The sequence below is a fragment of the Winogradskyella echinorum genome (assembly GCF_014297365.1).
GTDB lineage: Bacteria > Bacteroidota > Bacteroidia > Flavobacteriales > Flavobacteriaceae > Winogradskyella > Winogradskyella echinorum.
The window spans coordinates 814,071-838,816 of record NZ_JACOQD010000001.1; the positions used below are offsets into that span (position 1 = coordinate 814,071).

The 24,746-nt window shown below is 33.2% G+C and carries 20 protein-coding genes; 12 read left to right on the top strand and 8 right to left on the bottom strand.

The window, feature by feature from the left end:
- Positions 1-61: 61 nt before the first annotated feature.
- From atpD to H8K90_RS03595, 6 genes are all read right to left on the bottom strand, one after another.
- Complete coding sequence (gene atpD / locus H8K90_RS03570; protein ID WP_186844559.1) at positions 62-1,570, bottom strand: F0F1 ATP synthase subunit beta; 1,509 nt, start codon at positions 1,568-1,570, stop codon at positions 62-64.
- Between the two features lie 191 nt (positions 1,571-1,761).
- Positions 1,762-3,327 (bottom strand): SGNH/GDSL hydrolase family protein, encoded by a 1,566-nt coding sequence (locus H8K90_RS03575; protein ID WP_186844560.1) that lies wholly within the window; start codon positions 3,325-3,327, stop codon positions 1,762-1,764.
- Positions 3,328-3,350: 23 nt separating this feature from the next.
- Positions 3,351-6,167: a TonB-dependent receptor domain-containing protein gene (locus H8K90_RS03580; RefSeq protein ID WP_186844561.1), complete on the bottom strand. Its 2,817-nt coding sequence runs from the start codon at positions 6,165-6,167 to the stop codon at positions 3,351-3,353.
- A 174-nt stretch (positions 6,168-6,341) separates the two neighbouring features.
- A complete protein-coding gene (gene glmS / locus H8K90_RS03585) occupies positions 6,342-8,189 on the bottom strand; it encodes a glutamine--fructose-6-phosphate transaminase (isomerizing) (RefSeq protein WP_186844562.1) in 1,848 nt (615 codons plus the stop codon).
- Between the two features lie 10 nt (positions 8,190-8,199).
- Complete coding sequence (locus H8K90_RS03590; protein WP_186844563.1) at positions 8,200-9,915, bottom strand: DUF4270 domain-containing protein; 1,716 nt, start codon at positions 9,913-9,915, stop codon at positions 8,200-8,202.
- An 8-nt stretch (positions 9,916-9,923) separates the two neighbouring features.
- Complete coding sequence (locus H8K90_RS03595) at positions 9,924-10,736, bottom strand: glycogen/starch synthase (RefSeq protein ID WP_186844564.1); 813 nt, start codon at positions 10,734-10,736, stop codon at positions 9,924-9,926.
- Positions 10,737-10,846: 110 nt separating this feature from the next.
- Between H8K90_RS03595 and panC the strand changes: the two genes are divergently transcribed.
- The 12 genes from panC to H8K90_RS03655 all read left to right on the top strand — a co-directional run bounded on the left by panC (position 10,847) and on the right by H8K90_RS03655 (position 23,203).
- On the top strand, positions 10,847-11,698 hold the full coding sequence (gene panC, locus H8K90_RS03600; protein WP_186844565.1) for a pantoate--beta-alanine ligase: 852 nt from the start codon (positions 10,847-10,849) through the stop codon (positions 11,696-11,698).
- A 13-nt stretch (positions 11,699-11,711) separates the two neighbouring features.
- On the top strand, positions 11,712-12,062 hold the full coding sequence (panD, locus tag H8K90_RS03605; RefSeq protein ID WP_186844566.1) for an aspartate 1-decarboxylase: 351 nt from the start codon (positions 11,712-11,714) through the stop codon (positions 12,060-12,062).
- 5 nt (positions 12,063-12,067) lie between these two features.
- Positions 12,068-13,027 (top strand): lysylphosphatidylglycerol synthase transmembrane domain-containing protein, encoded by a 960-nt coding sequence (locus H8K90_RS03610; protein WP_186844567.1) that lies wholly within the window; start codon positions 12,068-12,070, stop codon positions 13,025-13,027.
- A 44-nt stretch (positions 13,028-13,071) separates the two neighbouring features.
- On the top strand, positions 13,072-14,220 hold the full coding sequence (locus tag H8K90_RS03615; protein ID WP_186844568.1) for an alpha/beta hydrolase: 1,149 nt from the start codon (positions 13,072-13,074) through the stop codon (positions 14,218-14,220).
- A 78-nt stretch (positions 14,221-14,298) separates the two neighbouring features.
- Complete coding sequence (locus tag H8K90_RS03620; protein ID WP_186844569.1) at positions 14,299-15,510, top strand: alpha/beta hydrolase; 1,212 nt, start codon at positions 14,299-14,301, stop codon at positions 15,508-15,510.
- A complete protein-coding gene (locus H8K90_RS03625; protein WP_186844570.1) occupies positions 15,497-15,649 on the top strand; it encodes a hypothetical protein in 153 nt (50 codons plus the stop codon). The genes H8K90_RS03620 and H8K90_RS03625 overlap by 14 nt, the downstream gene beginning before the upstream one ends.
- A 61-nt stretch (positions 15,650-15,710) precedes the next feature.
- A complete protein-coding gene (gene radA, locus H8K90_RS03630) occupies positions 15,711-17,069 on the top strand; it encodes a DNA repair protein RadA (protein ID WP_186844571.1) in 1,359 nt (452 codons plus the stop codon).
- A gap of 115 nt (positions 17,070-17,184) precedes the next feature.
- A complete protein-coding gene (locus H8K90_RS03635) occupies positions 17,185-17,763 on the top strand; it encodes a Crp/Fnr family transcriptional regulator (RefSeq protein WP_186844572.1) in 579 nt (192 codons plus the stop codon).
- A gap of 190 nt (positions 17,764-17,953) precedes the next feature.
- Positions 17,954-21,358: an isoleucine--tRNA ligase gene (gene ileS, locus H8K90_RS03640; RefSeq protein WP_186844573.1), complete on the top strand. Its 3,405-nt coding sequence runs from the start codon at positions 17,954-17,956 to the stop codon at positions 21,356-21,358.
- Positions 21,359-21,363: 5 nt separating this feature from the next.
- Complete coding sequence (locus tag H8K90_RS03645; RefSeq protein ID WP_186844574.1) at positions 21,364-21,747, top strand: TraR/DksA family transcriptional regulator; 384 nt, start codon at positions 21,364-21,366, stop codon at positions 21,745-21,747.
- 50 nt (positions 21,748-21,797) lie between these two features.
- On the top strand, positions 21,798-22,475 hold the full coding sequence (locus H8K90_RS03650) for a DUF4097 family beta strand repeat-containing protein (RefSeq protein WP_186844575.1): 678 nt from the start codon (positions 21,798-21,800) through the stop codon (positions 22,473-22,475).
- 62 nt (positions 22,476-22,537) lie between these two features.
- A complete protein-coding gene (locus H8K90_RS03655; RefSeq protein WP_186844576.1) occupies positions 22,538-23,203 on the top strand; it encodes a lipoprotein signal peptidase in 666 nt (221 codons plus the stop codon).
- Here H8K90_RS03655 and H8K90_RS03660 read toward each other — a convergent pair.
- Entirely contained in the window at positions 23,157-23,720 is a 564-nt protein-coding gene (locus H8K90_RS03660) for a 5-formyltetrahydrofolate cyclo-ligase (RefSeq protein WP_186844577.1), read from the bottom strand. The genes H8K90_RS03655 and H8K90_RS03660 overlap by 47 nt on opposite strands.
- The gene (locus H8K90_RS03665) at positions 23,717-24,685 is read right to left on the bottom strand and encodes a succinylglutamate desuccinylase/aspartoacylase family protein (protein ID WP_186844578.1); all 969 of its coding nucleotides are present in this window, start codon (positions 24,683-24,685) and stop codon (positions 23,717-23,719) included. Before H8K90_RS03665 ends, H8K90_RS03660 begins: the two co-directional genes overlap by 4 nt.
- Positions 24,686-24,746 lie beyond the last annotated feature (61 nt).

Genomic DNA, 24,746 nt, shown 5'->3' on the forward strand with positions numbered 1-24,746 from the left:
TTATTTGTTCTAATTTCAATCTGAGATTGAGATACTGAAACAAGTTCAGTACTTACTTTAGTTATACCTCAGCAAGCATCTTCTCGCCAGCTTCAATAGCTTCTTCAATAGAACCTTTAAGGTTAAATGCAGCTTCTGGTAAGTGATCTAATTCACCATCCATAATCATGTTAAAACCTTTTATTGTTTCTTTAATATCTACTAATACACCTGGTATACCTGTAAACTGTTCAGCTACGTGGAAAGGTTGAGATAAGAAACGTTGTACACGTCTTGCTCTACCTACAGCCATTTTATCTTCTTCAGATAATTCCTCCATACCAAGAATAGCAATAATATCTTGTAATTCTTTATAACGTTGTAATAACTCTTTTACACGTTGTGCACAATCATAATGTTCATCACCTAAAATATCAGCCGTTAAAATTCTTGATGTAGAATCTAATGGATCTACCGCTGGATAAATACCAAGCTCAGCAATTTTACGTGATAATACAGTTGTAGCATCTAAGTGAGCAAACGTTGTTGCTGGTGCAGGATCCGTTAAATCATCTGCAGGTACGTAAACCGCTTGTACAGATGTAATAGAACCTTTCTTTGTAGACGTAATACGCTCTTGCATCGCACCCATTTCCGTTGCTAATGTAGGTTGGTAACCTACCGCAGAAGGCATACGACCTAATAATGCAGATACCTCAGAACCAGCTTGTGTAAAACGGAAGATATTATCTACGAAGAATAATACATCCTTTCCTTGTCCATCACCAGCTCCATCACGGAAATACTCTGCTATAGTTAATCCTGAAAGTGCTACACGAGCACGAGCTCCAGGAGGCTCATTCATTTGTCCGAATACGAAAGTTGCTTTAGAATCTTTCATTGCAGATTTATCTACTTTTTGAAGATCCCATCCACCTTCTTCCATAGAATGCATAAAGTCATCACCATACTTAATAATACCTGACTCTAACATTTCACGAAGTAAATCGTTTCCTTCACGTGTTCTTTCACCAACTCCTGCAAATACAGAAAGTCCACCGTGACCTTTTGCAATATTGTTAATCAACTCCTGAATTAATACTGTTTTACCTACACCAGCACCACCAAATAATCCAATTTTACCTCCTTTTGCATAAGGCTCAATTAAATCAATAACTTTAATACCAGTAAACAAAACTTCTGTAGACGTTGATAAATCTTCGAATTTAGGAGCTTGTCTGTGAATTGGTAAACCTGCTTCACCAGCTTTTGGCAAATCACCTAATCCATCAATAGCATCACCAATTACATTAAAAAGACGTCCGTAAACATCTTCACCAATTGGCATTTGGATAGGAGCACCAGTTGCATGAACTTCTGTTCCTCTACTTAAACCATCAGAAGAATCCATAGCAATAGTACGCACAGTGTCTTCACCAATGTGAGATTGTACTTCTAATACTAATTTAGAACCATCTTGGTTGTTAATTTCTAACGAATCATAAATCTTAGGAAGCTCTGCACCAGCAGCGAATTCTACATCGATAACTGGGCCTACGATTTGTGCAACTTTACCTGTAACTTTTGACATTACTTATATGTTTTTGTTTTGCAATAGTTTAAATACGAAAAACGACTTTCTCAAACTCATTGAGTAGATGCATTTTTCGCGCTGCAAAGATATAGTTTTATTTAAAAATAAAAGTCATTTTAGTTAGGTTTTTACATAAAAAAAGTGCGCCCTATTAGAACGCACTTTTAATTGTATAATCTACGACTTATTTATTGTAGTAATGGTGAATAATTTGTGCCAAAATCACTGGCACCTGCTAGGTTACCCGAAGCCGCAAAGTTAGAACCATATGTAGCATCAATAGCTTCTAAAAAGCTATTTGCCATTAAAGCATAGCCTCTAGCAGTAAGATGAATACCATCTAAACTCACTAAACCACCAAAAACTAAATCGGTATTTAAATTATATCCATCAAAGGCAATTCCCGCAGTTGATGCCTGCTCTAATATTGCATTTAAATCAACTAGCGCTAAACCGTTAGCATTAGCTATAGCAGAAATACTTGCATTGTAAGCATCAGTAGCAATAGCAATTTCCTCTTGCTCTTCTGGTGTTAAAACCCATTTATCGTCTAATGGTATAGCTACACCATTTACAGTTTGAGGATTACCAGGTACAGCTTGTGTACCAATAAAACTTGATGCAGGTAAAACTAATAAATCATCTGCTGTAGCTTGACGCATACTTACTAAAGCAGGATTTATAGCTGTTAAATCTGTTAGATTTTCATCAAAAATAACAACAGCATTGCCTTCACCTTCAGCAAAGGTTATAGTACGTTTAGCTATTTCTGCATCGGCCATTTCTTGAGTCATAGGTGTATTAGCAACTAAAAACGCAAATGCCTGCACAATACCAGCATTATATGCTCCATAAGCACTAGCACTATTTAAAAAACCTGCTGTTGCAGCATCTAATGGAATAGGATTATGTGGCACAGTTGTAAAGTGTGATAAACTTGTAATGTTTGGTAAATTTCCAATAACTCCTTTTGCACCATTAGAAGTTAAACCACCTACTAATGCATTTAAAGCAGCATCGAATGTTGAAGTTGGTGTAATAGGATTACTGCCATCACCTCCAGTAGTTGCATAACCTAAAACATCATTACCACCTATTTCAGATAAGGTAAAAAATGTTGGGTTTTGAGTCATTGCTAATTCTAATACTGAAGCATTTGGTGTACTACCAGTTAATCTTATAGCATATGGATTAGCCGCAGCTGGAAAGTTTGAAATATTACCGTAACCAGGTGCAACTAAGTGAAAACTCTTTGCGCCTGGAACACCTAAATTATTAAATGGACCTGTTGGATTATTTAAAGCAAAATCTGTAGTTGACATTGCTGCAGGATTCACAGCTTGTAATGGAACAGGACCTGCACCACCAAAGACTAATCTCTCACTAAACAATCTTTCACCTGTTACAGGACTAATAATTGGATTCCCAGCTAATATAAGTCCTCCAAAATTATCATTCATCAAAGGTTGAGTAAATGTTCCACCTCCAGCATTTGCAAATTTATCAGCAATGATATTTGGAAATGAATTTTCTTGCGAAGCAATAAACAATCCGTTATCAGTAAAACCAGCAGTAAAGGAAGCACCAACTGCTACATAGTTTGAGAAATCTGCAGTCCCTGTTGTTAATTCTGGTAGAGGAGAATCATCACCAGATGGGTTAGTTCTATCTCTAAGATCTTGAACGAGTTCGTTCTCGCAGCCTATCATACTTAAGGTAAGTAATGATAACACTATATATTTTAATTTTTTCATTTTAAATAATTTCTTTTCCATTATTATAAATTATTAATAGTCCAAGACACATAATACTGTGAACCTATATAACCAGTACCAAATGCTGTAAAATATTCATCTTGTAATAAGTTAGTTGCACCAACTTTAAAAGCAGATTTTAAACCTGGTATTCTAAAGTTAACCTGTGCATCTAATACATGAAATGCAGGAACATCACCATCACCAAAAGAAGCTTCCCAGAAATAATTATCACTCCATCTCCAAGATACATTAAAGCCTACATTTTTAAACAAATCAGTTTTACCAAAAGATGCTTTTACTTTATGTTCTGGTGTATTAAAATTAGTTCTAAAGTCTGGATTCTTCTTTACATCAAAATCTAATTTAGCATAAGTGTAGTTAGCACTTAAATCAAAGCCATCAAACACTTTTGTAGAAACCTGAATGGCAGCACCATAAGAATTCACTTTTTCGCTAGAATTTGTATTGGTTTGGTACGCTTGAAAATCCCCATTTTGCAATGCAGCTAAAATTTGTTGAGTGTCTGAGTTTAAACCAGCAACAGTAGCAGGATTATTAGGATCGTAACCTGTTAAATCAAAATTTGATACATCACCGTAAAATGGCGCTATAACACCTTCACCAGCTAAGAAATCTTGATACGAACTATAATAAGCAGAAGCATCAATAATAAAATCTTGTATTTTACCTCTATAACCTAATTCAAAAGAACTTACTTGCTCTGGCTTTACATAGTCTGAGTTAGCAATATAGTTACTTCCATTACCACCAGAATGATTTGACAAACCTGTTCCTATAGATGCAAATAATGAATTATTATAGGCAGCAGAAGCCGCTTGAGAAATTGTACTTGGCACACCTAAGTTGTTTTGAGCAAAAGGGCTTACACCATAATCTCTTACATAGCGATCTCCATTATCTGGCGCACCACCAATCAATGTACCTAAAGCAGTTTCTAAGCCAATGTATAAAGATTGTGTATCTGGATTTCTAAACCCAGTTTGGAATGATGCTCTAAAATTATGGTTTTCATTTACTGTTAAACCCGCAGAGATTCTTGGTGATAAAAATGCATCAAAAAGTTCTGACTTATCATAGCGCAACGAACCTGTTAATTTTAATTCTAGATTTTCATTCAATTCTAGAGAGCGTTGTAATTGGGTGTATAATCCTAATTCAGAATAAGTAATTGGTCCGGTAGCATCAGTATAAATTGTTCCGAAAGAATTTAACCTATAAGTTCTATGAGAACCACCAACCTGTATTTCTGCAAAATCAACTAAATCACCAAGATTATAGTTTGCATCGGCGTGATAAATTTTAGAATTATCTTTAAATGCTGATCCTGTTAAGAAATTAGTATCACTAGTTACTTGATCGAAAACTTCTTGAAATTCTGGTGTACCTGGCTCAAGTCTTCCTTGTTCCGCAACCTGTCTAGCTGCAACATGTGCTTGTGCTTCTGAAGCACCACCTAAAACGGCACCTGCATATGTCTGAATATAATCGCCAAACCAATCTTCGTGCGATTTCCATGCTTGCAATATATTTGGCGCAGCAACATCCATTACATAGGTGTCACCTGCTTTATCAGAAGTAATGTATCCTCTAACGAAAAAATCATCATTCTTAACTTCTATTTTATGTTGTTGTAACGAAAAACCATCAATTCTATAACGTTGTGCTCCTTGATAAATGGTAGAACCTGTACCTACTTTACCTACATACTGAATTTCGAAATCATTTTCCCATGGACGGAAATACAATCCCCAATCAGCTTTTACACTTTCTGCACTGTAGTCAGTTAAATCTTCTTCCCTATAACCCGTTCTACTAACGCTTACATTTGGAATTATACCTAATCCTCCTGAAGCAACATGTATATTAGTACTTACATTATCACCATATGTGTTTACACCATCATAATTGATATTAGATTCACGAGTTCCACCTGGCATATCCTTATCATCATAATTTGTAGCATACCAATCTGTACCTTTTAAGTATCCAAAGTTTACTTTAGCTGCAAATTTTTCGCTAAACTTATACGCCATTCTAATACCTAAATCTGTGTAATCATTATTACCTGCAGCTTCTTGAGACGTAATTCCTCTCTTTATATAGCCACTAATACCAGAATGATCAAAAGGACTTTTACTTCGCATAAATAAAATACCATTAAATGCATTAGCACCATATAATGCCGAAGAAGCACCTGGTAATAGCTCTACACTTAAAACGTCTGTTTCTGTCATCCCTAATAAATTTCCTAAAGGGAAGTTAAGTGCTGGTGCAGAGTTATCCATACCATCTACTAATTGAACAAATCTTGTATTTGCAAAAGTGGCAAAACCTCTTGTGTTTATAGACTTAAATGTTAAACTGTTAGTATTAATATCAACACCTTTAAGACTTTCTAAACCTCCATAAAAATCAGCAGAGGCTGTGTTTTTAATTTCTTTTAAACCAAAACGTTCAACCGTTACAGGAGACTCGAAAATTCTTTCTGGTGTACGAGAAGCGGAAATTACGACTTCATCTAACGTGTTTCCTTCTTTTAAAGACACATCAATAGTTTGATTGTTTGAAGTGACTTCAACGGTTTGCGGTTCAAAACCTGTATAACTTATACGAATTGAAAATGGTGGATCTTGATCTACTGCAAGTGTATAGTTACCATCAAAATCCGTAATTGTACCAGAAGTGGTACCTACTACTACAATATTTGCTCCAGGTAAGGGAAGCCCAGTATTGTCAGTAATTTTACCTTTTACCGTGGTTTGTGCAAAAGACACCACACAAAAAAGCATTGTGAAAAGCTTTAAGATTGTTTTCATTTTAGAGAATTAGTTAATTTATTAGATGAGCAATTTAATTAAATATATGAAAATTCGATAATAAATTCTCATAAAATTATGCATGCATAGCATTTTTTTGGAAAAATAAAGCCTCAAAAATGAGAGATTCTCAATTTTGAGGCTTTAAAATAAGATTTTAGAAATTCTAAAAGGTTACTCTACAGTAACAGATTTTGCCAAATTTCTTGGCTGATCTACATTTTTATCTAGCATCACAGCAATATGATATGATAATAATTGTAAAGGAATTGTAGTTAATAAAGGAGTAAGACATTCTATAGTTTCTGGCACTTCGATAACATGATCTGCCAACTCTTTTACACTTTTATCCCCTTCGGTAACTATACCAATAATTTTACCTTTTCTAGATTTTATTTCTTGAATATTACTTACCACTTTATCATAATGACCCTTTTTTGTAGCAATTACAACAATTGGCATATTTTCGTCAATTAAAGCAATTGGGCCATGTTTCATTTCTGCAGCAGGATAACCTTCTGCATGTATGTAAGAAATCTCTTTTAATTTTAATGCACCTTCTAAAGCAACTGGGAAATTAAATCCACGACCTAAATACAAGAAATTTGTTGCATCCTTATATATATCGGCAATAGTTTGTACATAAGCATCGGATTTAAGCGCTTTTTCAACTTTACTTGGAATCGTTTCAAGTTCTATTAAATGATGCCTAAACTCTGAACTAGAGATTGTACCCTTAGCTCTGGCTAATCGTAAAGCCATTAGAGTTAAAACCGTAATTTGAGTTGTAAATGCTTTTGTAGATGCCACACCAATTTCTGGACCAGCATGTGTATATGCACCTGCATCAGTTTCTCTAGCAATAGAAGAACCAACAACATTACAAACACCAAAAACAAAAGCTCCTTTAGATTTTGCCAGTTTTATAGCAGCTAAAGTATCTGCTGTTTCACCAGATTGTGAAATAGCGATAACAACATCTTTTTCTGTAATAACTGGATTTCTATATCTAAACTCTGAAGCATATTCTACTTCTACAGGTATTCTTGCTAAATCTTCAAAAATATATTCCGAAACTAAACCAGCATGCCAAGACGTACCGCAAGCAACTACAATGATACGGTCTGCAGCTAAGAATTTTTTCATGTTATCTTCAACACCAGCTAACTTTACCAAGGCTTCATTACTTAATAGTCGTCCTCTAAAGGTATCAAAAATAGCATTTGGTTGTTCGTGTATTTCCTTAAGCATAAAGTGTTCGTAACCACCTTTTTCAATCTGTTCTAAATTAAGTTGAAGTTCTTGTATATAAGGATCTACTAACGAATCGTCTTTAATCTTTCTAACTTTTATTTTCTTACCTCTTCTTATAATTGCCATCTCTTCATCTTCTAAATAGATAGCATTTTTGGTATATTCAATAAAAGGTGATGCATCACTAGCAATAAAAAATTCATCTTCGCCAATACCAATTGCTAAAGGACTACCTAATCTGGCAACAACAATTTCATTAGGCTTGTTTTTATCAAAAACAGCAATCGCAAATGCACCAACAACCTGGTTTAAAGCAATCTGAACAGCTTTTCCAAGTTTAATGTTTTCGTTTTTCTTTACATCTTCAATTAGGTTCACTAATACTTCTGTATCTGTATCTGATTTGAAGGTATAACCACGCTTTATTAACTCCTTTTTTAAAGAATCGTAATTTTCAATAATTCCGTTATGAATTATGACTAAATCCCCAGAGTTTGAGTAATGAGGATGAGAATTAACATCGTTTGGCACTCCATGAGTAGCCCAACGTGTATGCCCTATTCCTAAGGTTCCATCTGTTGATATTTCGCTTTCTAATCTTTCTTTAAGATCAGATACTTTACCTTTGGTTTTTGAAAGTTTTATATTAGTACCATCATATAGCGCAATACCTGCACTATCATAGCCACGATATTCTAATCTTTGAAGTCCTTTAATTACAATTGGGTAAGCCTCACGATGGCCAATATACCCGACAATTCCACACATAGGTTAATTTTTAGTTTTGGTTACAATCATCATCCTCATTTAGACAAGTGTAATAAATCTCTAAATACACTCTTTTACTCTCGTCTTCGGAAGTATTACCATGTAATACAGTTCCTCTAGGTGTAATAATAGAACTTATTGGCGATGTAAACTCAGAATCATCAGCATCTTGCACTTTTCTTTGAGCAAATGATTCTTCTAGATTTACATTAATAGAAACGGCCAAACCTAAATCTACATTAGTAGAATCTCTTATAAGTAGGTCGTTAATATGTTCGGTAATTTTTAACTTATATTTAATACCGTTACCATTAGGTTCATCATCAACACGTTGTAATGGTCCAAGATGATTAATTTTCGAAAACGAAGGTAAACTACTACTACCTAGATCGGCAAAATAATCGAACAAAGGTGTTTTATTCTCTATATCATACAAATAAATGCGATTTGGTTCGCCATCTTGCACGATATCTTGGTCAACATAAAAAATAAGATTGGCTTCGTTTATTAGTTTTTTGGACTTTACAAAATTACCATCTTCATCAGTTTCAACGAAAGTGTTTTTAAAGGTTTCGAAAGCATTCATTTCTGGATCATCATCTGTATCATCACCATTAAAAAGTTTTATTCTTGCTAGCGAACCTTGTCCACCTTTTAAATAAATTCTACTGTCACCAGTTTCGGAATCTCCATCTTCAATTGGAGATGTAAATTCGTTATCCATAAAGTTTATTCGGTTTGGACCAAAACTTAATTGATAGGTTCCTTGTTCGGTTTCATCAGGATCATCAGTTGTTGAAGCTGTTAACCTTGTATAATAAATAATAATGTTAGATGTTTGAGCACCTACATTGAGGATTAAAAAACTTCCGTCATCGTCTACAGGCTCTGCTTTAAAATAAAGACCTCTAAAATAATTAGTAAAATTGTTTTGACTACTTAACTCAGTTTCTCCTTCTCTATTAATAATTTTATTTCGCCAAAACGTAGTATCCAGCTTAACTCTAATACCTGGCGAAAGTCTTTGAGAAACTTCAGTTTCATCTTCATCGTTTATTATAGTTAGTGTATAACCCTCTTCATTAATATCAATTATATTATCAACAGGTGTAATGTTACCTTCATCATCATATTCTACAAAACCTATTTCCTCTCCTTCTAAAGCAGCATCGGATATAGTTTCTGTTTCTGATGCTGATTTATTAGAAAAGTAATCTTGACTTTCATTGAACTCGCCATTTGGATCGAAATCTCTAATAAAATAGTTGTTCTCAAAAAGACGTAACCTAATTGGCTTATAAACACCCTCCGATGGTTCTGGTAAGATAGAATCAACATCGTAGATTAAATTTTCATCTTCATCAATATCTGTAATTGTGCTGAAATATGGTATGGTTAAAACAACTGAATCTATAGAAACACCTTCGCCAAAAACGGGATCATATGTAGATGCATTAACTTGTGTTAAAAAACTTGAAGTAGTTCTACCATAAGTATCATCATAAATACCCAAAGTATTAAGTCCAAGACCATTAGTTTGTACAGGTCCTAATGCTTGTGTAAATGCAATGATATTAAAGCTATCTTTCTTTATATCAAAATTTGTGGCATTTCCTTCATTAATAAGGTCAGACTCTAAAGTTGCGAAGTCTTTATCACAGGCAATAAAACTCAATATTATTAAACCGAATGCGACAATCTGGAGGGCAAATTTATTATTTTTCATAGGTAGTATTAACCGTTTAAAACAGTATTTGTGTAAAACTCTGTATATGGATCTGCAAATTCTTCTACAGAATAAAAATCTAAAACAGGTTTTGTTAAGTCATTTATGTAAGTATCTAGTTCTTTTGGTAATTCTTCTGAGCCTCTAATAATCGCATCAGAATTATCAATAGCAATTTTCATTAAATTAATGTAATCTGGCTTTTCTAAAGCTTTTGTTGCATCTACATCTAACCCATCAAAACTCACTTTAGATAACATGTCTTTATCTAACGTACCTTCAAAGCTTTGATTGTACACAGAGGTAACAATTTTACTTTCGGTAAATAAAGGTTCAGTTTTATAAAACTCTTTTAGATATAGCGGTAATAAGGATGCAAGCCAACCATTAACATGAATTATGTCTGGAGCCCAATTTAATTTTTTAACAGTTTCAATTACTCCTTTAGCAAAGAAAATAGCACGCTCATCGTTATCTGAAAATAATTTACCATCTTCATCGGTCAAAGTTGCCTTTCTTTTAAAATAATCTTCATTGTCTATGAAATAAACCTGAATACGTTCTTTTGGTATTGAAGCCACTTTTATAATTAATGGCATGTCTAAATCATTAATAACTAAATTAATACCAGACAACCTAATTACTTCGTGTAGTTGATGTCTTCGCTCATTAATATTACCAAAACGAGGCATAAATATTCGTATTTGACCTCCTTGTTTGTTTACCATTCTTGGAGCTTCAAATGACATTGAAGAAATCTCCGTTTCTGGTAAATATGGTACAACTTCCGAGGACACATACAATATTCGTTTATCTTTCATAAATCTGCTACTTTTGAAAATTAAGAGTAAAAAACATGCAAAATTACAAAAATTTACGCAGATTGCCAGTAAAATATTATGTTTGCACACGTTAATTTTTTGTTATAGCATTGAAAAAATTCCTTAATAAAACCGAATTATCGCATCATTTAGATGCCGTAAAAGCAAAAGGAAACTCTATTGGGTTTGTTCCAACAATGGGTGCATTACATAATGGCCATTTATCATTGGTGGAAAAAGGGTTGAGCGAAAATGATTTGATTGTTGTTAGCATTTTTGTTAATCCTACTCAGTTTGACAATCAAGAAGATTTAGTTAAATACCCAAGAACTTTAGACGCAGATATTTCCCTTTTACAAACCGTGAGTGATACATCTATAATCGTTTACGCTCCTACTGTAAAGGATATTTATGGAAAACATATAAAATCACAATCATTCACTTTTGATGGTTTAGAACATGAAATGGAAGGTGCTTTTAGAGATGGCCATTTTGATGGAGTTGGAACCATAGTAAAGCGTTTACTAGAAATAGTTAAACCAGATTTTGCTTATTTTGGTGAAAAGGATTTTCAGCAATTACAAATCATTAAAAAGTTAGTTGAGCTACATCATTTACCTGTAAAAATTGTTGGCTGTGCCATACATAGAGCAGAAGATGGCTTAGCTATGAGTTCTAGAAATACAAGACTGACAGAAGCGCATAGGCATAGTGCGCCTTTTATATACAAAACACTAAAATCTGCCAAAGTAAAGTTTGGCACAAAAAGTGCTAAATATGTTACGGAATGGGTTGAAAAGCAATTTAAAAAACAACCACTTTTAGAGTTAGAGTATTTTATAATTGCAGATACACAAACCTTAAAGCCAGTAAAACGAAAATCAACAAAAAAGACGTATAGAGCCTTTATCGCTGTATATGCAGGTGATATAAGACTAATAGATAATATCGCCTTAAATTAATTATCTTTGCCTCATGCAAATTCAAGTTGTAAAATCTAAAATTCACCGTGTAAAAGTTACAGGTGCCGACTTAAACTATATAGGAAGTATTACTATTGACGAAGACTTAATGGAAGCTGCCAATATAATTCAAGGAGAAAAAGTTCAGATTGTTAATAATGACAATGGCGAACGCTTAGAAACGTACTGTATTCCTGGACCTCGCAATAGTGGTGAAATCACACTAAATGGTGCAGCAGCACGAAAAGTTGCTGTTGGTGACACATTAATACTTATTACCTACGCATTCATGGATATTAAAGATGCTAAAGTATTTAAGCCATCTTTGGTTTTTCCAGACGAAGCAACAAATCTTCTAAAGTAAAATTTTTGAGTAAACCAAAATCCATCCTAAAAGTTGTTTTACCCTTACTCTTAGGAGTTATTTTAGTGTGGTATTCTTTATCACAAATTTCGGTTTCCACACTAGTTCAATATTTTAAAGATGCTGATTATAGTTGGATTATTCTTGGCGTTGTCTTAGGTGTTTTAAGTCATGCATCTAGGGCCTATAGATGGCTCTATATGGCAGAACCCTTAGGCTATAAACCTAATTTTACAAATAGTTTTATGGCTGTGTATTCTGCATATCTTATAAACTTTACCATACCTAGAGCTGGTGAAATTGCTAGAGCTACAATTTTAACAAATTATGAAGATATACCTTTTGATAAAGGATTTGGAACCATCGTTGCGGAGCGTGTCGCTGATACAATAATGCTACTTTTAATAATTGCTATTGCACTATTGTTAGAATTCGAATTTATTTATGACTTTTTCATAAAAAAATTTAATCCAACATCTCTAATGATTGCAGTTATATTCTTTTTATTAATCGGAATAGCAATTTACTTTTTCATAAAGAAAAGTAATTCAAAATTTGCTTTAAAAGTAAAAGGATTCCTTTCTGGATTAATTGAAGGAGCCTTAAGTATTTTTAAAATGAAAAAGAAATGGGCATTTATTTTCCATACTATTTTCATTTGGTCTATGTATGTTATAATGTTCTATGTAACTACTTTTGCGCTTCCAGAATTGCAAAATATCTCTTTTGCTGCAATTTTAATTGGGTTTATACTTGCAAGTTTCAGTATTGCGGCTACTAACGGAGGTATTGGTTCTTTTCCAGAAGCAGTTGTTATAGCCTTTTTATTATTTAATATGGCTGAAGATCCGAGTAGAGCTTTTGGTTGGATAATGTGGTCAACCCAAACTTTGATAATTATAATATTTGGTGGTCTGTCTTTAATTTACCTTCCAATCTATAACAGAAAGAAAACAACCGTATAGAAATATTTTTTAACTTGCTTTAATTTTTAGCTTATACAATAACAATGAAGAATTTTTACAATCTACTTATATTTAGCTTTATAGCACTTAATATCCAAGCCCAAGCGATTTATAAAACAATTGATTCTTATAAGCTTGAAGGTGAACGCGAATTAAAAATTCAACTGCCAAGAAATTACGATCCAGAAGATAAGCGTACTTATCCTTTAATTATAGTTTTAGACGGAGACTATTTGTTTGAGCCAGTGGCTGGTAATATAGACTACCAAGCTTATTGGGAAGATATACCAGATTGTATTGTAGTAGGCATTAAACAAGGAAATACAAGAGAAGATGATTTCTTTTATGATGACGAAAGTTTTTTCCCTGCGCATGATGGTGCAGCCTTTTATGAATTTATGGCAGCAGAATTATTACCATTTATTGAAGACAACTACAAGGCCTCTGATTTTAGAATAATAGTAGGCCATGATTTAGGTGCTAACTTTATTAATTATTATTTATTTAAAGATGTTCCTCTATTTAGATCTTACATTGCATTAAGTCCAGATTTAGCTCCTGAAATGATGAATCGATTAAAACAACGTTTATCTGTATTAAACAGAGAAACGTTTTATTATATGGCTACAGCAGATGCTGATGTAAAATCCTTAAGAACCTCAATTATAAAGAACGATTCAATTATAAAAACAATTGACAACGATAAACTTTTCTATAAATTCGATGATTTTGAAGATGCCAACCATTACTCTTTAGTTGGCAGAGGCATACCAAAGGCATTAAATGAAATATTTGCCTTTTACAAGCCAATTAATGGTAAAGAATACACGGAACAATTATTAACTTCAGAAAGTACTCCTTACGATTATCTGATAAAAAAATATGAAGACATAGAATATTTCTATGGATTCGAAAAAAAATTAATTGAGAATGATATTAGAGCCATTGCAGCGGCTTGTAAGTCAAAAGATGATTTAGAATCATTAGAAAAATTATCTAAACTAGTTAAGAAAGAGTTTCCAGAATCCATGTTAAGTGCTTATTATCTAGGCATGTATCACGAAAAAGAGGGTAATATTAAAAAAGCTTTACAACGTTACAAATCGGGCTTACTATTAGAACCTTCTCAGTTTATTGATAAAGAAGTTCTGCTTGAAAAAATATATGACATGCAAGAAGAAATGGATAATTAAATGCATTTCATCGAAAAAAATTGACAATTTAACGATATTTTAGTATGTTTGGTGTCCCAAAACTAAACCTACTTAATAATGAGAAAAGCTATTTTAATAGTTCTTACTTGTGTGTTTTATCTATCAACCCATGCACAAGTATCTTACGAAGAAATCCCTTCGGAACGTCTTAATTCAGTTAGAAAACTAAAAATTAAACTTCCTCAAGGTTACGATCCAGAATCAGAAATAAAATACCCTGTAATTGTTGTATTTGATGCTGATTATTTATTTGAACCTGTTGCAGGACAAGTCGATTTTCAGACCTATTTTGATGATATGCCAAGTTCTATTGTAGTTGGTATTATGCAAGGTGGTGAACGCGAATACGATAGCCATTACGAGGCTCTTACTGGTTTACCTATGGATTCTGGCCTAAGGTTTCACGAATTTATTTCTAACGAACTATTACCTTATATAGATAAAAAATACAACACAAGTAAATTTAGAGTTGCTGTTGGACATGATATAATGGGTAGTTTTATAAACTCTTATTTATTTCAAGAAAAACCTTTATTTCAGGCGTATGTTAGTATTAGTCCAGATTTTGTTGGTTCATTAAGAAATTTTGTATCTAAACGATTAGCAGTTATTGAGGAGGATATTTTTTACTATATGGCAACCTCGGAAAAAGATATTCCTGAGATACGTGAAAACATTTTATCTACAAATGCACTCATAAACGAAGTCGAAAATCAAAACATCACCTATTATTTTGATGATTTTGAAGGCGAAACACATTACACTTTAGTTACAGGCGCAATTGCTAGGTCCTTCGATAAAATCTTTGAGATTTACAATCCACTAAGAGAAAAAGAATTAGAAGAAAAAGTATTTAATTACGAAGGCACTTTAGACAACTACTTAATTGACAGATACAAACGAATTGAAAAACTGTTCGGCATTACAAAAGAAATTAGCGAAGTAGAGTTAGAAAAAGTAGCAAAAGTGGCAGAACAACGAGAAGATTATAAGTCACTTAATAAACTAGGGAAATTAGCTAATAAATTATTTCCTGAGACTATGTTAGGCACCTATTATATAGCACATTCTGCAGAAATGCTAGGTAAAATAAAGAAAGCAAAAAAACTATATGAATCTGCATTAGTATTAAATGATGCAACCAATATAGATAAGGACTATATAGCCGCTAAAATTGAAGAACTTACTTTGGCTTTAGTAGTAGATGTCGATGATGAAGAGTTAGAGGATTTAGAAGAATTAGAAGAAGAGGAAAATGAAGAAAATTAAAAAAAAGACCGTATCTACTGATTACTTCTTTGAAGCTTTATATAGAAAAACAAAAACATTGTTGTTTTCTAATTTACCTTCAAAATTAGCAACTCTAAAGATTTTAGCAATTGTAAGTTGGTTTAAAGACATCAACTAAAATTATCTTAATTTTACCATATTTATAAATTAGGAGATTTCCGTTAATACGGAACATAAGTATGGCTAAAGTAAAAACAACTTTTTTTTGTCAAAATTGTGGTAGTCAGTATGCCAAATGGCAAGGGCAATGTACCTCTTGTAAAGAATGGAATACCATTGCAGAGGAGGTCATTCAAAAACCTGAGAAAAGCGACTGGAAAACACCAACAGCAAATTCAAAACGAGTTTCAAAACCATTATTAATTAATGAAATAGACACCTCACAAGAAGCACGTTTAGATATGCAAGATGCAGAATTTAATCGTGTGTTAGGTGGAGGCATGGTTAATGGCTCATTGACACTTTTAGGAGGAGAACCAGGTATAGGAAAAAGTACATTGTTACTTCAAATTGCACTGAAATTAGAGTACAAAACGCTTTATGTTTCAGGTGAGGAAAGTCAGAAACAGATAAAAATGCGTGCTGAGCGTATTAACCCAAATAGTAATAACTGTTACATCCTTACCGAAACAAAAACTCAGAATATCTTTAAGCAAATAGAAGCTTTAGAGCCAGATATTGTGGTTATTGATTCTATTCAAACACTGCATAGTGATTATATAGAATCGTCTGCAGGTAGCATTTCTCAAATAAAAGAATGCACCACGGAATTAATAAAATTTGCTAAAGAAACTTCTACTCCCGTTTTATTGATAGGTCATATTACTAAAGATGGACACATTGCAGGACCAAAAATCTTAGAGCATATGGTCGATACCGTTTTACAGTTTGAAGGAGATCGAAATCATGTATTCAGAATTCTACGAGCCAACAAAAATCGTTTCGGTTCAACTAATGAACTAGGTATTTATGAAATGCAAGGTTCTGGGCTGCGAGAAGTTTCTAATCCATCAGAAATATTAATTTCAGAAAAAGATGGAGAACTTTCTGGAAATGCTGTCGCAGCGACGTTAGAAGGATTGCGACCACTAATGATAGAAGTACAAGCATTAGTAAGTACAGCAGTGTATGGAACACCTCAACGTTCTGCTACAGGTTTTAATGCCAAACGCCTAAACATGTTATTGGCTGTTTTAGAAAAGCGTGCAGGATTCCGTTTGGGAGCAAAAGATGTCTTTTTAAATATTACTGGAGGTATCACTGTAGATGATCCTGCGATTGATTTAGCGGTTGTTGCCGCCATTTTATCCTCCAACGAAGATGTCGCTTTACAAAGCGATTATTGTTTCGCTGCCGAAGTCGGTTTGTCTGGTGAAATACGACCAGTGCAACGTGTAGAACAACGTATTCTCGAAGCTGAAAAATTAGGCTTTTCAACTATTTTTGTTTCTAAATACAATAAAATAGCCTTAAAAAATACAGTTATTAAAATTCAACTGATTTCTAAAATTGAAGATTTGGTCGGGTTTTTGGTTTAACTATTACTCTTTTCAAAATTCTCATAATAACCCTCTTAATTGTGTCTTCACAGAAATTATTAGGTACAATAAAAAGAATTTAAGAATTTCGAGATTAATTGGAAATTTTTAATTCATGGACAACCCTAACTTTGATTTTTTAAAATCAAAATTCCATGTTTCTAAAGAGACGTTTTTAATTCTAAAAGATCTAGCTTCAATACGCAAATTAAAAATTGGAGAAGAAATAGTTAAACAAGGTGGAAAAAGTAATAAAATGGCCTTTTTAACTTCGGGATTAATACGCGCCTATTGTACTTTAGAATCAGGAAAAGAAATAACAAAAAATATTTTTACACCAATTGGTTTCGTAGGTGCTTTTTCTTCTATTCTAAAAAATGAACCATCTTTACTCTGCTATGAAGCTTTAGTCGAATCTACTATTTATGAAGTTGATTTTGAAAAGTTTACTAAACTATCTAAAACGAATATTGATATCAGTAATTTATATAATAGAATACTTGAATATGTATTTATTATGTATGAAATTAAGCAATTAGAAAATATGTCATTAAATGCCACCGAAAGATACTTAAACCTAAAGAAGCAGATATCTAATATTGATAACTTAATTCCACAATATCAAATTGCGTCATTTTTAAATATTTCTCCAGTTCAGTTAAGTAGGATTAGAAAAGAAATGAAAGACTATTAACATATGTTAATTTATAATCAATCTATACAAGTTATTTTTGTCCTAGATTAATTTATTATAAATTAACATTAATAGCAAAAATATCCCTATCAAAAAAAAGCAAACGTATATCGTTTGCTTTTTTTTATGATAAACACTATCCTTTAAACAGAAATTCTTAATTTCGCGACTCTATAAGAATTTTGATGACATGAGTACAAAGTTCCCTGAATATAAAGGACTTAACTTACCGAACGTTGCGAAAGAAATTGGCAACTATTGGGAAGCAAATAACATCTTCGAAAAAAGTGTAACGACCAGAGAAGGTAAGCCACCTTTTGTGTTTTTTGAAGGACCACCTTCAGCCAACGGATTACCTGGTGTACACCACGTTTTAGCTCGTGCTATTAAAGATATTTTTCCGCGTTACAAGACCATGAAAGGTTTTCAGGTTAAACGTAAAGCAGGTTGGGATACGCACGGTTTACCAGTGGAACTTGGAGTAGAAAAAGAACTAGGAATTACCAAAGAAGATATCGGTAAAAAAATCACCGTAGAAGAATATAACGAAGCTTGTAAAAAAGCTGTGATGCGTTATACTGATATCTGGAACGACCTAACTCAAAAAATGGGCTATTGGGTAGATATGGACGATCCATATATTACTTACAAATCTAAATATATGGAGTCTGTTTGGTGGTTGCTCAAGCAGATTTACGAAAAAGACTTAATCTACAAGGGTTACACCATTCAGCCGTATTCACCTAAAGCAGGTACTGGTTTAAGTTCACATGAGCTCAACCAACCAGGAACGTATCAAGATGTTACAGATACAACAGTTGTAGCGCAGTTTAAAGCTAATGAAGATTCGTTGCCAGATTTTCTTCAGAATGAAGGAGATATTTACTTCTTAGCATGGACGACGACACCTTGGACGCTTCCGAGTAATACAGCTTTAACTGTAGGTCCAAAGATTGAATATGTTTTAGTTGAAACGTACAATCAATATACATTCAGGCCAATGAATGTGGTTTTAGCTAAGAACTTAGTCAACAAACAATTTGATGGCAAATACAAACAAGTTAAAACTAAACCCGAATTAATAGATTACCAAGAAGGCGATAAGAAGATTCCTTTTTATGTCGTTAAAGAATTTGTTGGTAATGATTTAGTTGGTATTACTTACGAACAGTTACTGCCATACGCGTTACCCAACGATAATCCTGAAAACGCATTTAGAGTCATCTCTGGAGATTTTGTAACGACTGAAGATGGTACAGGTATTGTACACACAGCACCAACCTTTGGAGCAGACGATGCCTTGGTTGCAAAACAAGCTACACCAGAAATTCCACCGCTTTTAGTAAAAGATGAGAATGGTAATTTAGTACCATTAGTAGATTTACAAGGTAAGTTTAGACCAGAATTAGGCGAATTTGCTGGTAAGTATGTAAAGAACGAATATTACAATGATGGCGAAGCACCAGAACGTTCAGTAGATGTTGAGCTAGCCATTAAGTTAAAAACAGAAAATAAAGCCTTTAAGGTTGAAAAATATAAGCATAGTTACCCAAATTGTTGGAGAACTGATAAGCCAATTTTATACTACCCATTAGATTCTTGGTTTATAAAAATTACGGATGTAAAAGGCAGAATGCATGAATTAAACACGTCCATTAATTGGAAACCGGAATCTACAGGAACTGGACGTTTTGGTAATTGGTTAGCAAATGCAAACGACTGGAATTTATCGCGTTCGCGTTTCTGGGGCATTCCATTGCCAATCTGGAGAACAGAAGACGGAAAAGAACAATTATGTATAGGTTCTGTTGCAGAATTAAAAGCTGAAATGGCAAAGTCTGTTGAAGCAGGCGTAATGTCTGAAGATATTTTTGCTGCTTTTGAAGTTGGTAATATGTCTGAAGAAAACTACGAGTCAATCGATTTACATAAAAATGTAGTCGATAAAATCGTTTTAGTTTCACCTTCAGGTCAGCCAATGAAACGCGAAAGTGATTTAATAGATGTTTGGTTCGATTCTGGCTCTATGCCTTATGCACAATGGCATTATCCATTTGAGAACAAAGAATTTATAGATAAAAAAGAAGCATTTCCAGCAGATTTTATCGCAGAAGGTGTTGATCAAACACGTGGATGGTTTTATACGCTTCACGCTATCGGAACTATGGTGTTTGATTCGGTAGCCTATAAAAATGTAGTGTCTAACGGATTGGTTTTAGATAAAAACGGACAAAAAATGTCTAAGCGTTTAGGAAATGCTGTAGATCCTTTTGAAACCTTGTCTAAATATGGTGCAGATGCCACACGTTGGTACATGATTAGTAATGCCAATCCTTGGGATAACTTAAAGTTTGATAGCGAAGGTATTACTGAGGTAAGCAGAAAATTCTTCGGAACATTATATAATACTTATTCATTCTTCACGCTTTATACCAATATTGATGGGTTTAATTATAGTGAAGCTGATATTCCACTAAATGAACGACCAGAAATAGACCGTTGGATTCTTTCAGAATTAAATACACTTATAGGCAAGGTTGATAAGTTTTATGAAGCATATGAACCAACAAAAGCTGCAAGAGCAATTTCAGACTTTACTCAAGATTATTTAAGTAACTGGTACGTACGATTAAGTAGAAGACGTTTTTGGAAAGGTGATTACCAAGCGGATAAAATTTCAGCATATCAAACTCTTTACACATGTATGGAAACCATTGCTAAGTTGGGCGCACCAATTGCACCTTTCTTTATGGATCGTTTGTATTTAGATCTAAATGCAGTGACTAATAAAGAAAGTTTTGAAAGTGTGCATTTAGCCGATTTCCCTAAAGTAGACACAACAGCGATTGATAAAGTCTTAGAACGAAAAATGGAGAATGCACAGACAATATCTTCGTTAGTATTATCGTTGAGAGCTAAAGAGAAGATTAAAGTACGTCAGCCACTTCAAAAAATAATGATTCCTGTAGATAGCAAACAACAAAAGGAAGAAATTGAAGCGGTTTCAGATTTAATAAAACACGAAGTAAATATCAAAGAAGTAGAACTTTTAGAAGATGCCTCAGATATTTTAGTGAAACAAATAAAACCAAATTTTAAAGCCTTAGGCCCTAAGTTTGGTAAGGATATGAAGTTGATTTCCAGTGCAATAAGCACCTTTACTGCTGATGACATTAAAAAAATCGAACAAATAGGTAGTTTAGACGTTGAAATAAACGGAAAAAATATTACTTTAGGCCTTGATGATGTGGAAATTACATCTCAGGATATTGAAGGCTGGCTTGTTGCTAATGAAGGTGCTTTAACAGTAGCTTTAGATGTTACAATCAACGAAGAGTTACGTAATGAAGGGATTGCTCGTGAGCTCGTAAATCGTATTCAAAACTTACGTAAAGATTCTGGATTTGAAGTTACAGACAAAATAGATGTACAACTTCAAAACGATCCGCAAATAGATGCAGCAATTGCTTCTAATGAGGACTATATTAAGTCAGAAACATTAACTGAAGATTTAAAAATTATAGACACTTTAAACAATGGTATAGAAATTGCTTTTGATGAAGTAAATACCAAACTGTTTATTAAAAAACATTAAAAACTATGGCAAAGGATACTTCAAATAGATATTCGGATAAAGAATTAGAAGAGTTTAGAGTTTTAATTCAAGAAAAAATTGATAAAGCAGAGCACGATTTAGAATTAATTAAAAGTGCCTACATGAACGATCATAATAACGGTACTGAAGACACATCACCAACGTTTAAGGCGTTTGATGAAGGTAGTGCAGTAATGAGTAAAGAATCTAATTCTGCATTAGCTATTCGTCAAGAAAAGTTTATTAGAGATTTAAAAAATGCTTTAATTAGAATTGAAAATAAAACTTATGGTGTTTGTCGTGTTACAGGAAAATTAATAAATCCTGAGCGTCTAAAATTAGTACCTCATGCTACGTTGAGTATTGAAGCTAAAAATATGCAGAAGTAACAAATTCCTTTTTGGTCACTGAGCATAGTCGAAGTGAAAACAGGAATCTTATGATACAAAAATTAAAATTTTTTCAAATTTACAGACCCTTTAGGTTTATAAAACCTGAAGGGTCTTTTTTGTTATTAATGATACTACTCAACTGTAGCGCTTTAAATTCTCAAAATAAGCTTCAAAAACAATTATCTGCAGAACATATTGAAACCATTACCATCAACGGAGATCAAATTTTCAATATATCAGTTATGACAACTAAAACAGATGTAATTTCAATTTCGTCAATACTAGATGGTGAGTATCAAAATAACTATCAAATAGTTACGAAGCAAGAGAGTAACGAGCTTACTTTAGGTTTAGCGTTTGTTTCTTTTGACGATATTCCTGATGATAAACGGAACGCACATAAAGTTATAGCTGCTACTTTATATCTTGAAATTCCTGAAGATTTAATACTTAATATAAAAAGTGATGTTGGTTCTGTAGATTTAAAGGGGTATTACAATACGCTTACCATAGAATTGTTACAGGGCTACTGTACAATAAAAGGAAATACAAATCTTGCAACCGTAAATACCTTTGATGGTAATATTAGCGTTGTAACTAAGAATGCTAAAGTTAATGCAAACTCTAACCATGGTAAGGTTAGCATAACGAAGTTTAAAGCATCAGATTCCATCTGGAATTTGAAAACCATTAATGGAGATATTACGGTTGTTAAACAGGAATAATCTGTTACTTTTGCCATACTTAGTTTAATATTAAAAAGATTTCCACTTTCGTGGGAAATATTATGTCTTTAAAAAAAGCTTCTCTTATAATTATTATCATTTTGCTGATAGACCAAATCAGCAAAATTTATATTAAAACAAATTTTCAACTCAATGAAGATATTGGTGTATTCTCTTGGTTTGAAATAGTTTTTGTAGAAAATGATGGTATGGCTTGGGGCACCAAGTTGAGTGATTTTTTTACGTTTATTTCAGATAAATCAGCTAAACTTATTTTAACCTTATTTAGAATTGTTGCTGTAACTGGTATTGCGTTTTGGTTAGTAGATGTAACTAAGAAGCAGAAGTCTAAAACGTTAATTTTTGCAATCGCTATTATTTTTGCTGGTGCATTAGGTAATATTATAGATTCTGTGTTTTACGGTGTTTTATTTAATGATAGTCATTTACAAGTAGCAACATTTTTACCAGAAGAAGGTGGCTATGCTGGTGTTTTTCATGGAAAAGTAGTAGACATGCTACATTTCCCCATTTGGAATGGCACTTTACCAGAGTGGCTGCCTTTGTTTGGTGGCAAATATTTCTCGTTTTTCGATCCTGTTTTTAATGTAGCTGATATTGCTATTAGTACTGGTATTGGAATATTGATTGTTTTTAATAAAAAGGCGTTTAAGGAATTCCCTAAAACTGAAACACCTCTTCCGGAGTCACACAATAATCCAATCTAATATCATCTTCTGTAGCTTCAAAAGTTTCATTTTCAGGTTCAAAAAACGATAATCCAATCTTAATCGTTTCTAGTTTGCAATTCGCTAAAAACCGATCGTAGAATCCTTTACCGTAACCCACTCTATTTCCTACTTTATCAAAAGCCAAAAGCGGAATAAAAACCACTTCTAATTGTGAGGTTTGTATTTCTATACCATCAACAGGTTCAGGAATATTATAGTCGTTTTTTTTAATTCTTGTATTATCTGTTAGTAGATAATGTGTCATGGAGTAATCTTCAAAATTACTTTTTGAAATGATGATATTTTTATCTTTTCCGGATAGAATATTTAAAATGTAATCGGTATTGATTTCCTTTTGCTCTTCAATAGTTAAGAAGATATGATAAAAGGATTTATCCCAAACATCTAACTTCAATAATTGATTAGCAATAGCGAAACTATCATTTTCAATTTGCTCTTCTGACAAAGCATTGCGAAGCGATTTGTATTTTTTTCTGAGTTCAGATTTTTTCACGATTCAAGCTTTGTAGAAATATGAAAAATCGCATCACCTTGGTAAATAATAGGTGATTCATTTACATTAAAAATATAACCATCATTTGGTGCTTTTACAAAATGATTAAAGCTCCCATAAGGATCTGTGATATGACCTAAAACATCCCCTTTTTTAACCTGAGTAGTTACCGCAACATCAGCTTTAAACATACCAGAATGATTGGCGCGAATCCACTTACTATCACTAATTTTAACGCAATTTTTTTTCGGCTTAGAAACCTTAAACTTGCGACCAAGCATTTCTAAATGGTGTAATACTCGTTTTGTTCCATTAACACCAGTATTGGTAATTGTACTATCTATATTAAAGGATTTTCCGCCTTCAAACAAAAGCATAGGAATACCAAGTTTGTAGCATGAATTTCTGAAAGACTTATTTAGGTTTTTAGAATAATAAATAAATGGTGCGCCAAAGACTTGTGCTAATTCATCTAGAACAATTTCATTTTTTACAATACGTACCTGTGCTGCATTAAAACGATCTGCTCCACCTGTGTGAAAATCTAAAATTAAATCGGCATGAGGTACAATCTCTGTCATCAGTTTATGAGCCACTCTACTTGCCAAAGAACCACCTTTTCCTCCGGGAAAAACACGATTTAAATCGCGACCATCTGGAAATTCTCTATCCATGTGTATAAAACCAAATACATTAATTACCGGAATACATATAATTGTTCCTTTTTTAGGTTTATTAATGCCTTTAGCTATGATCTGGCGCACTATTTCTACACCATTGACTTCGTCTCCATGAATACCTGCAGTAATTAAAACTGTTGGTCCAGGTTTTTTAGAACGCTCTATAATTACAGGAACATCAATAGTATTTTGTGTGTGTAATTTAGCAACATTAAAACTTACTTTGGCACTCTCACCTAATGCTATCCTTTCACCTAGTATATGTAATACTTCTTTTTCACTCATATAAATAAGCCCATCCTAACCTTCCCAGAAGGAAGGGACTCTCACTGTTGGGCAAAAGAGT

Bases quoted from the DNA above. Each gene is read 5' to 3' on its own strand.
- radA (WP_186844571.1), top strand. From the start codon at position 15,711: ATGGCTAAAGTAAAAACAACTTTTTTTTGTCAAAATTGTGGTAGTCAG.
- H8K90_RS03665 (WP_186844578.1), bottom strand. From the start codon at position 24,685: ATGAGTGAAAAAGAAGTATTACATATACTAGGTGAAAGGATAGCATTA.
- H8K90_RS03645 (WP_186844574.1), top strand. From the start codon at position 21,364: ATGGCAAAGGATACTTCAAATAGATATTCGGATAAAGAATTAGAAGAG.
- panD (WP_186844566.1), top strand. From the start codon at position 11,712: ATGCAAATTCAAGTTGTAAAATCTAAAATTCACCGTGTAAAAGTTACA.
- H8K90_RS03655 (WP_186844576.1), top strand. From the start codon at position 22,538: ATGTCTTTAAAAAAAGCTTCTCTTATAATTATTATCATTTTGCTGATA.
- H8K90_RS03590 (WP_186844563.1), bottom strand. From the start codon at position 9,915: ATGAAAAATAATAAATTTGCCCTCCAGATTGTCGCATTCGGTTTAATA.
- ileS (WP_186844573.1), top strand. From the start codon at position 17,954: ATGAGTACAAAGTTCCCTGAATATAAAGGACTTAACTTACCGAACGTT.
- H8K90_RS03650 (WP_186844575.1), top strand. From the start codon at position 21,798: ATGATACAAAAATTAAAATTTTTTCAAATTTACAGACCCTTTAGGTTT.
- H8K90_RS03635 (WP_186844572.1), top strand. From the start codon at position 17,185: ATGGACAACCCTAACTTTGATTTTTTAAAATCAAAATTCCATGTTTCT.
- H8K90_RS03575 (WP_186844560.1), bottom strand. From the start codon at position 3,327: ATGAAAAAATTAAAATATATAGTGTTATCATTACTTACCTTAAGTATG.
- H8K90_RS03625 (WP_186844570.1), top strand. From the start codon at position 15,497: ATGAAGAAAATTAAAAAAAAGACCGTATCTACTGATTACTTCTTTGAA.
- H8K90_RS03580 (WP_186844561.1), bottom strand. From the start codon at position 6,167: ATGAAAACAATCTTAAAGCTTTTCACAATGCTTTTTTGTGTGGTGTCT.
- atpD (WP_186844559.1), bottom strand. From the start codon at position 1,570: ATGTCAAAAGTTACAGGTAAAGTTGCACAAATCGTAGGCCCAGTTATC.
- H8K90_RS03595 (WP_186844564.1), bottom strand. From the start codon at position 10,736: ATGAAAGATAAACGAATATTGTATGTGTCCTCGGAAGTTGTACCATAT.
- glmS (WP_186844562.1), bottom strand. From the start codon at position 8,189: ATGTGTGGAATTGTCGGGTATATTGGCCATCGTGAGGCTTACCCAATT.
- H8K90_RS03620 (WP_186844569.1), top strand. From the start codon at position 14,299: ATGAGAAAAGCTATTTTAATAGTTCTTACTTGTGTGTTTTATCTATCA.
- H8K90_RS03615 (WP_186844568.1), top strand. From the start codon at position 13,072: ATGAAGAATTTTTACAATCTACTTATATTTAGCTTTATAGCACTTAAT.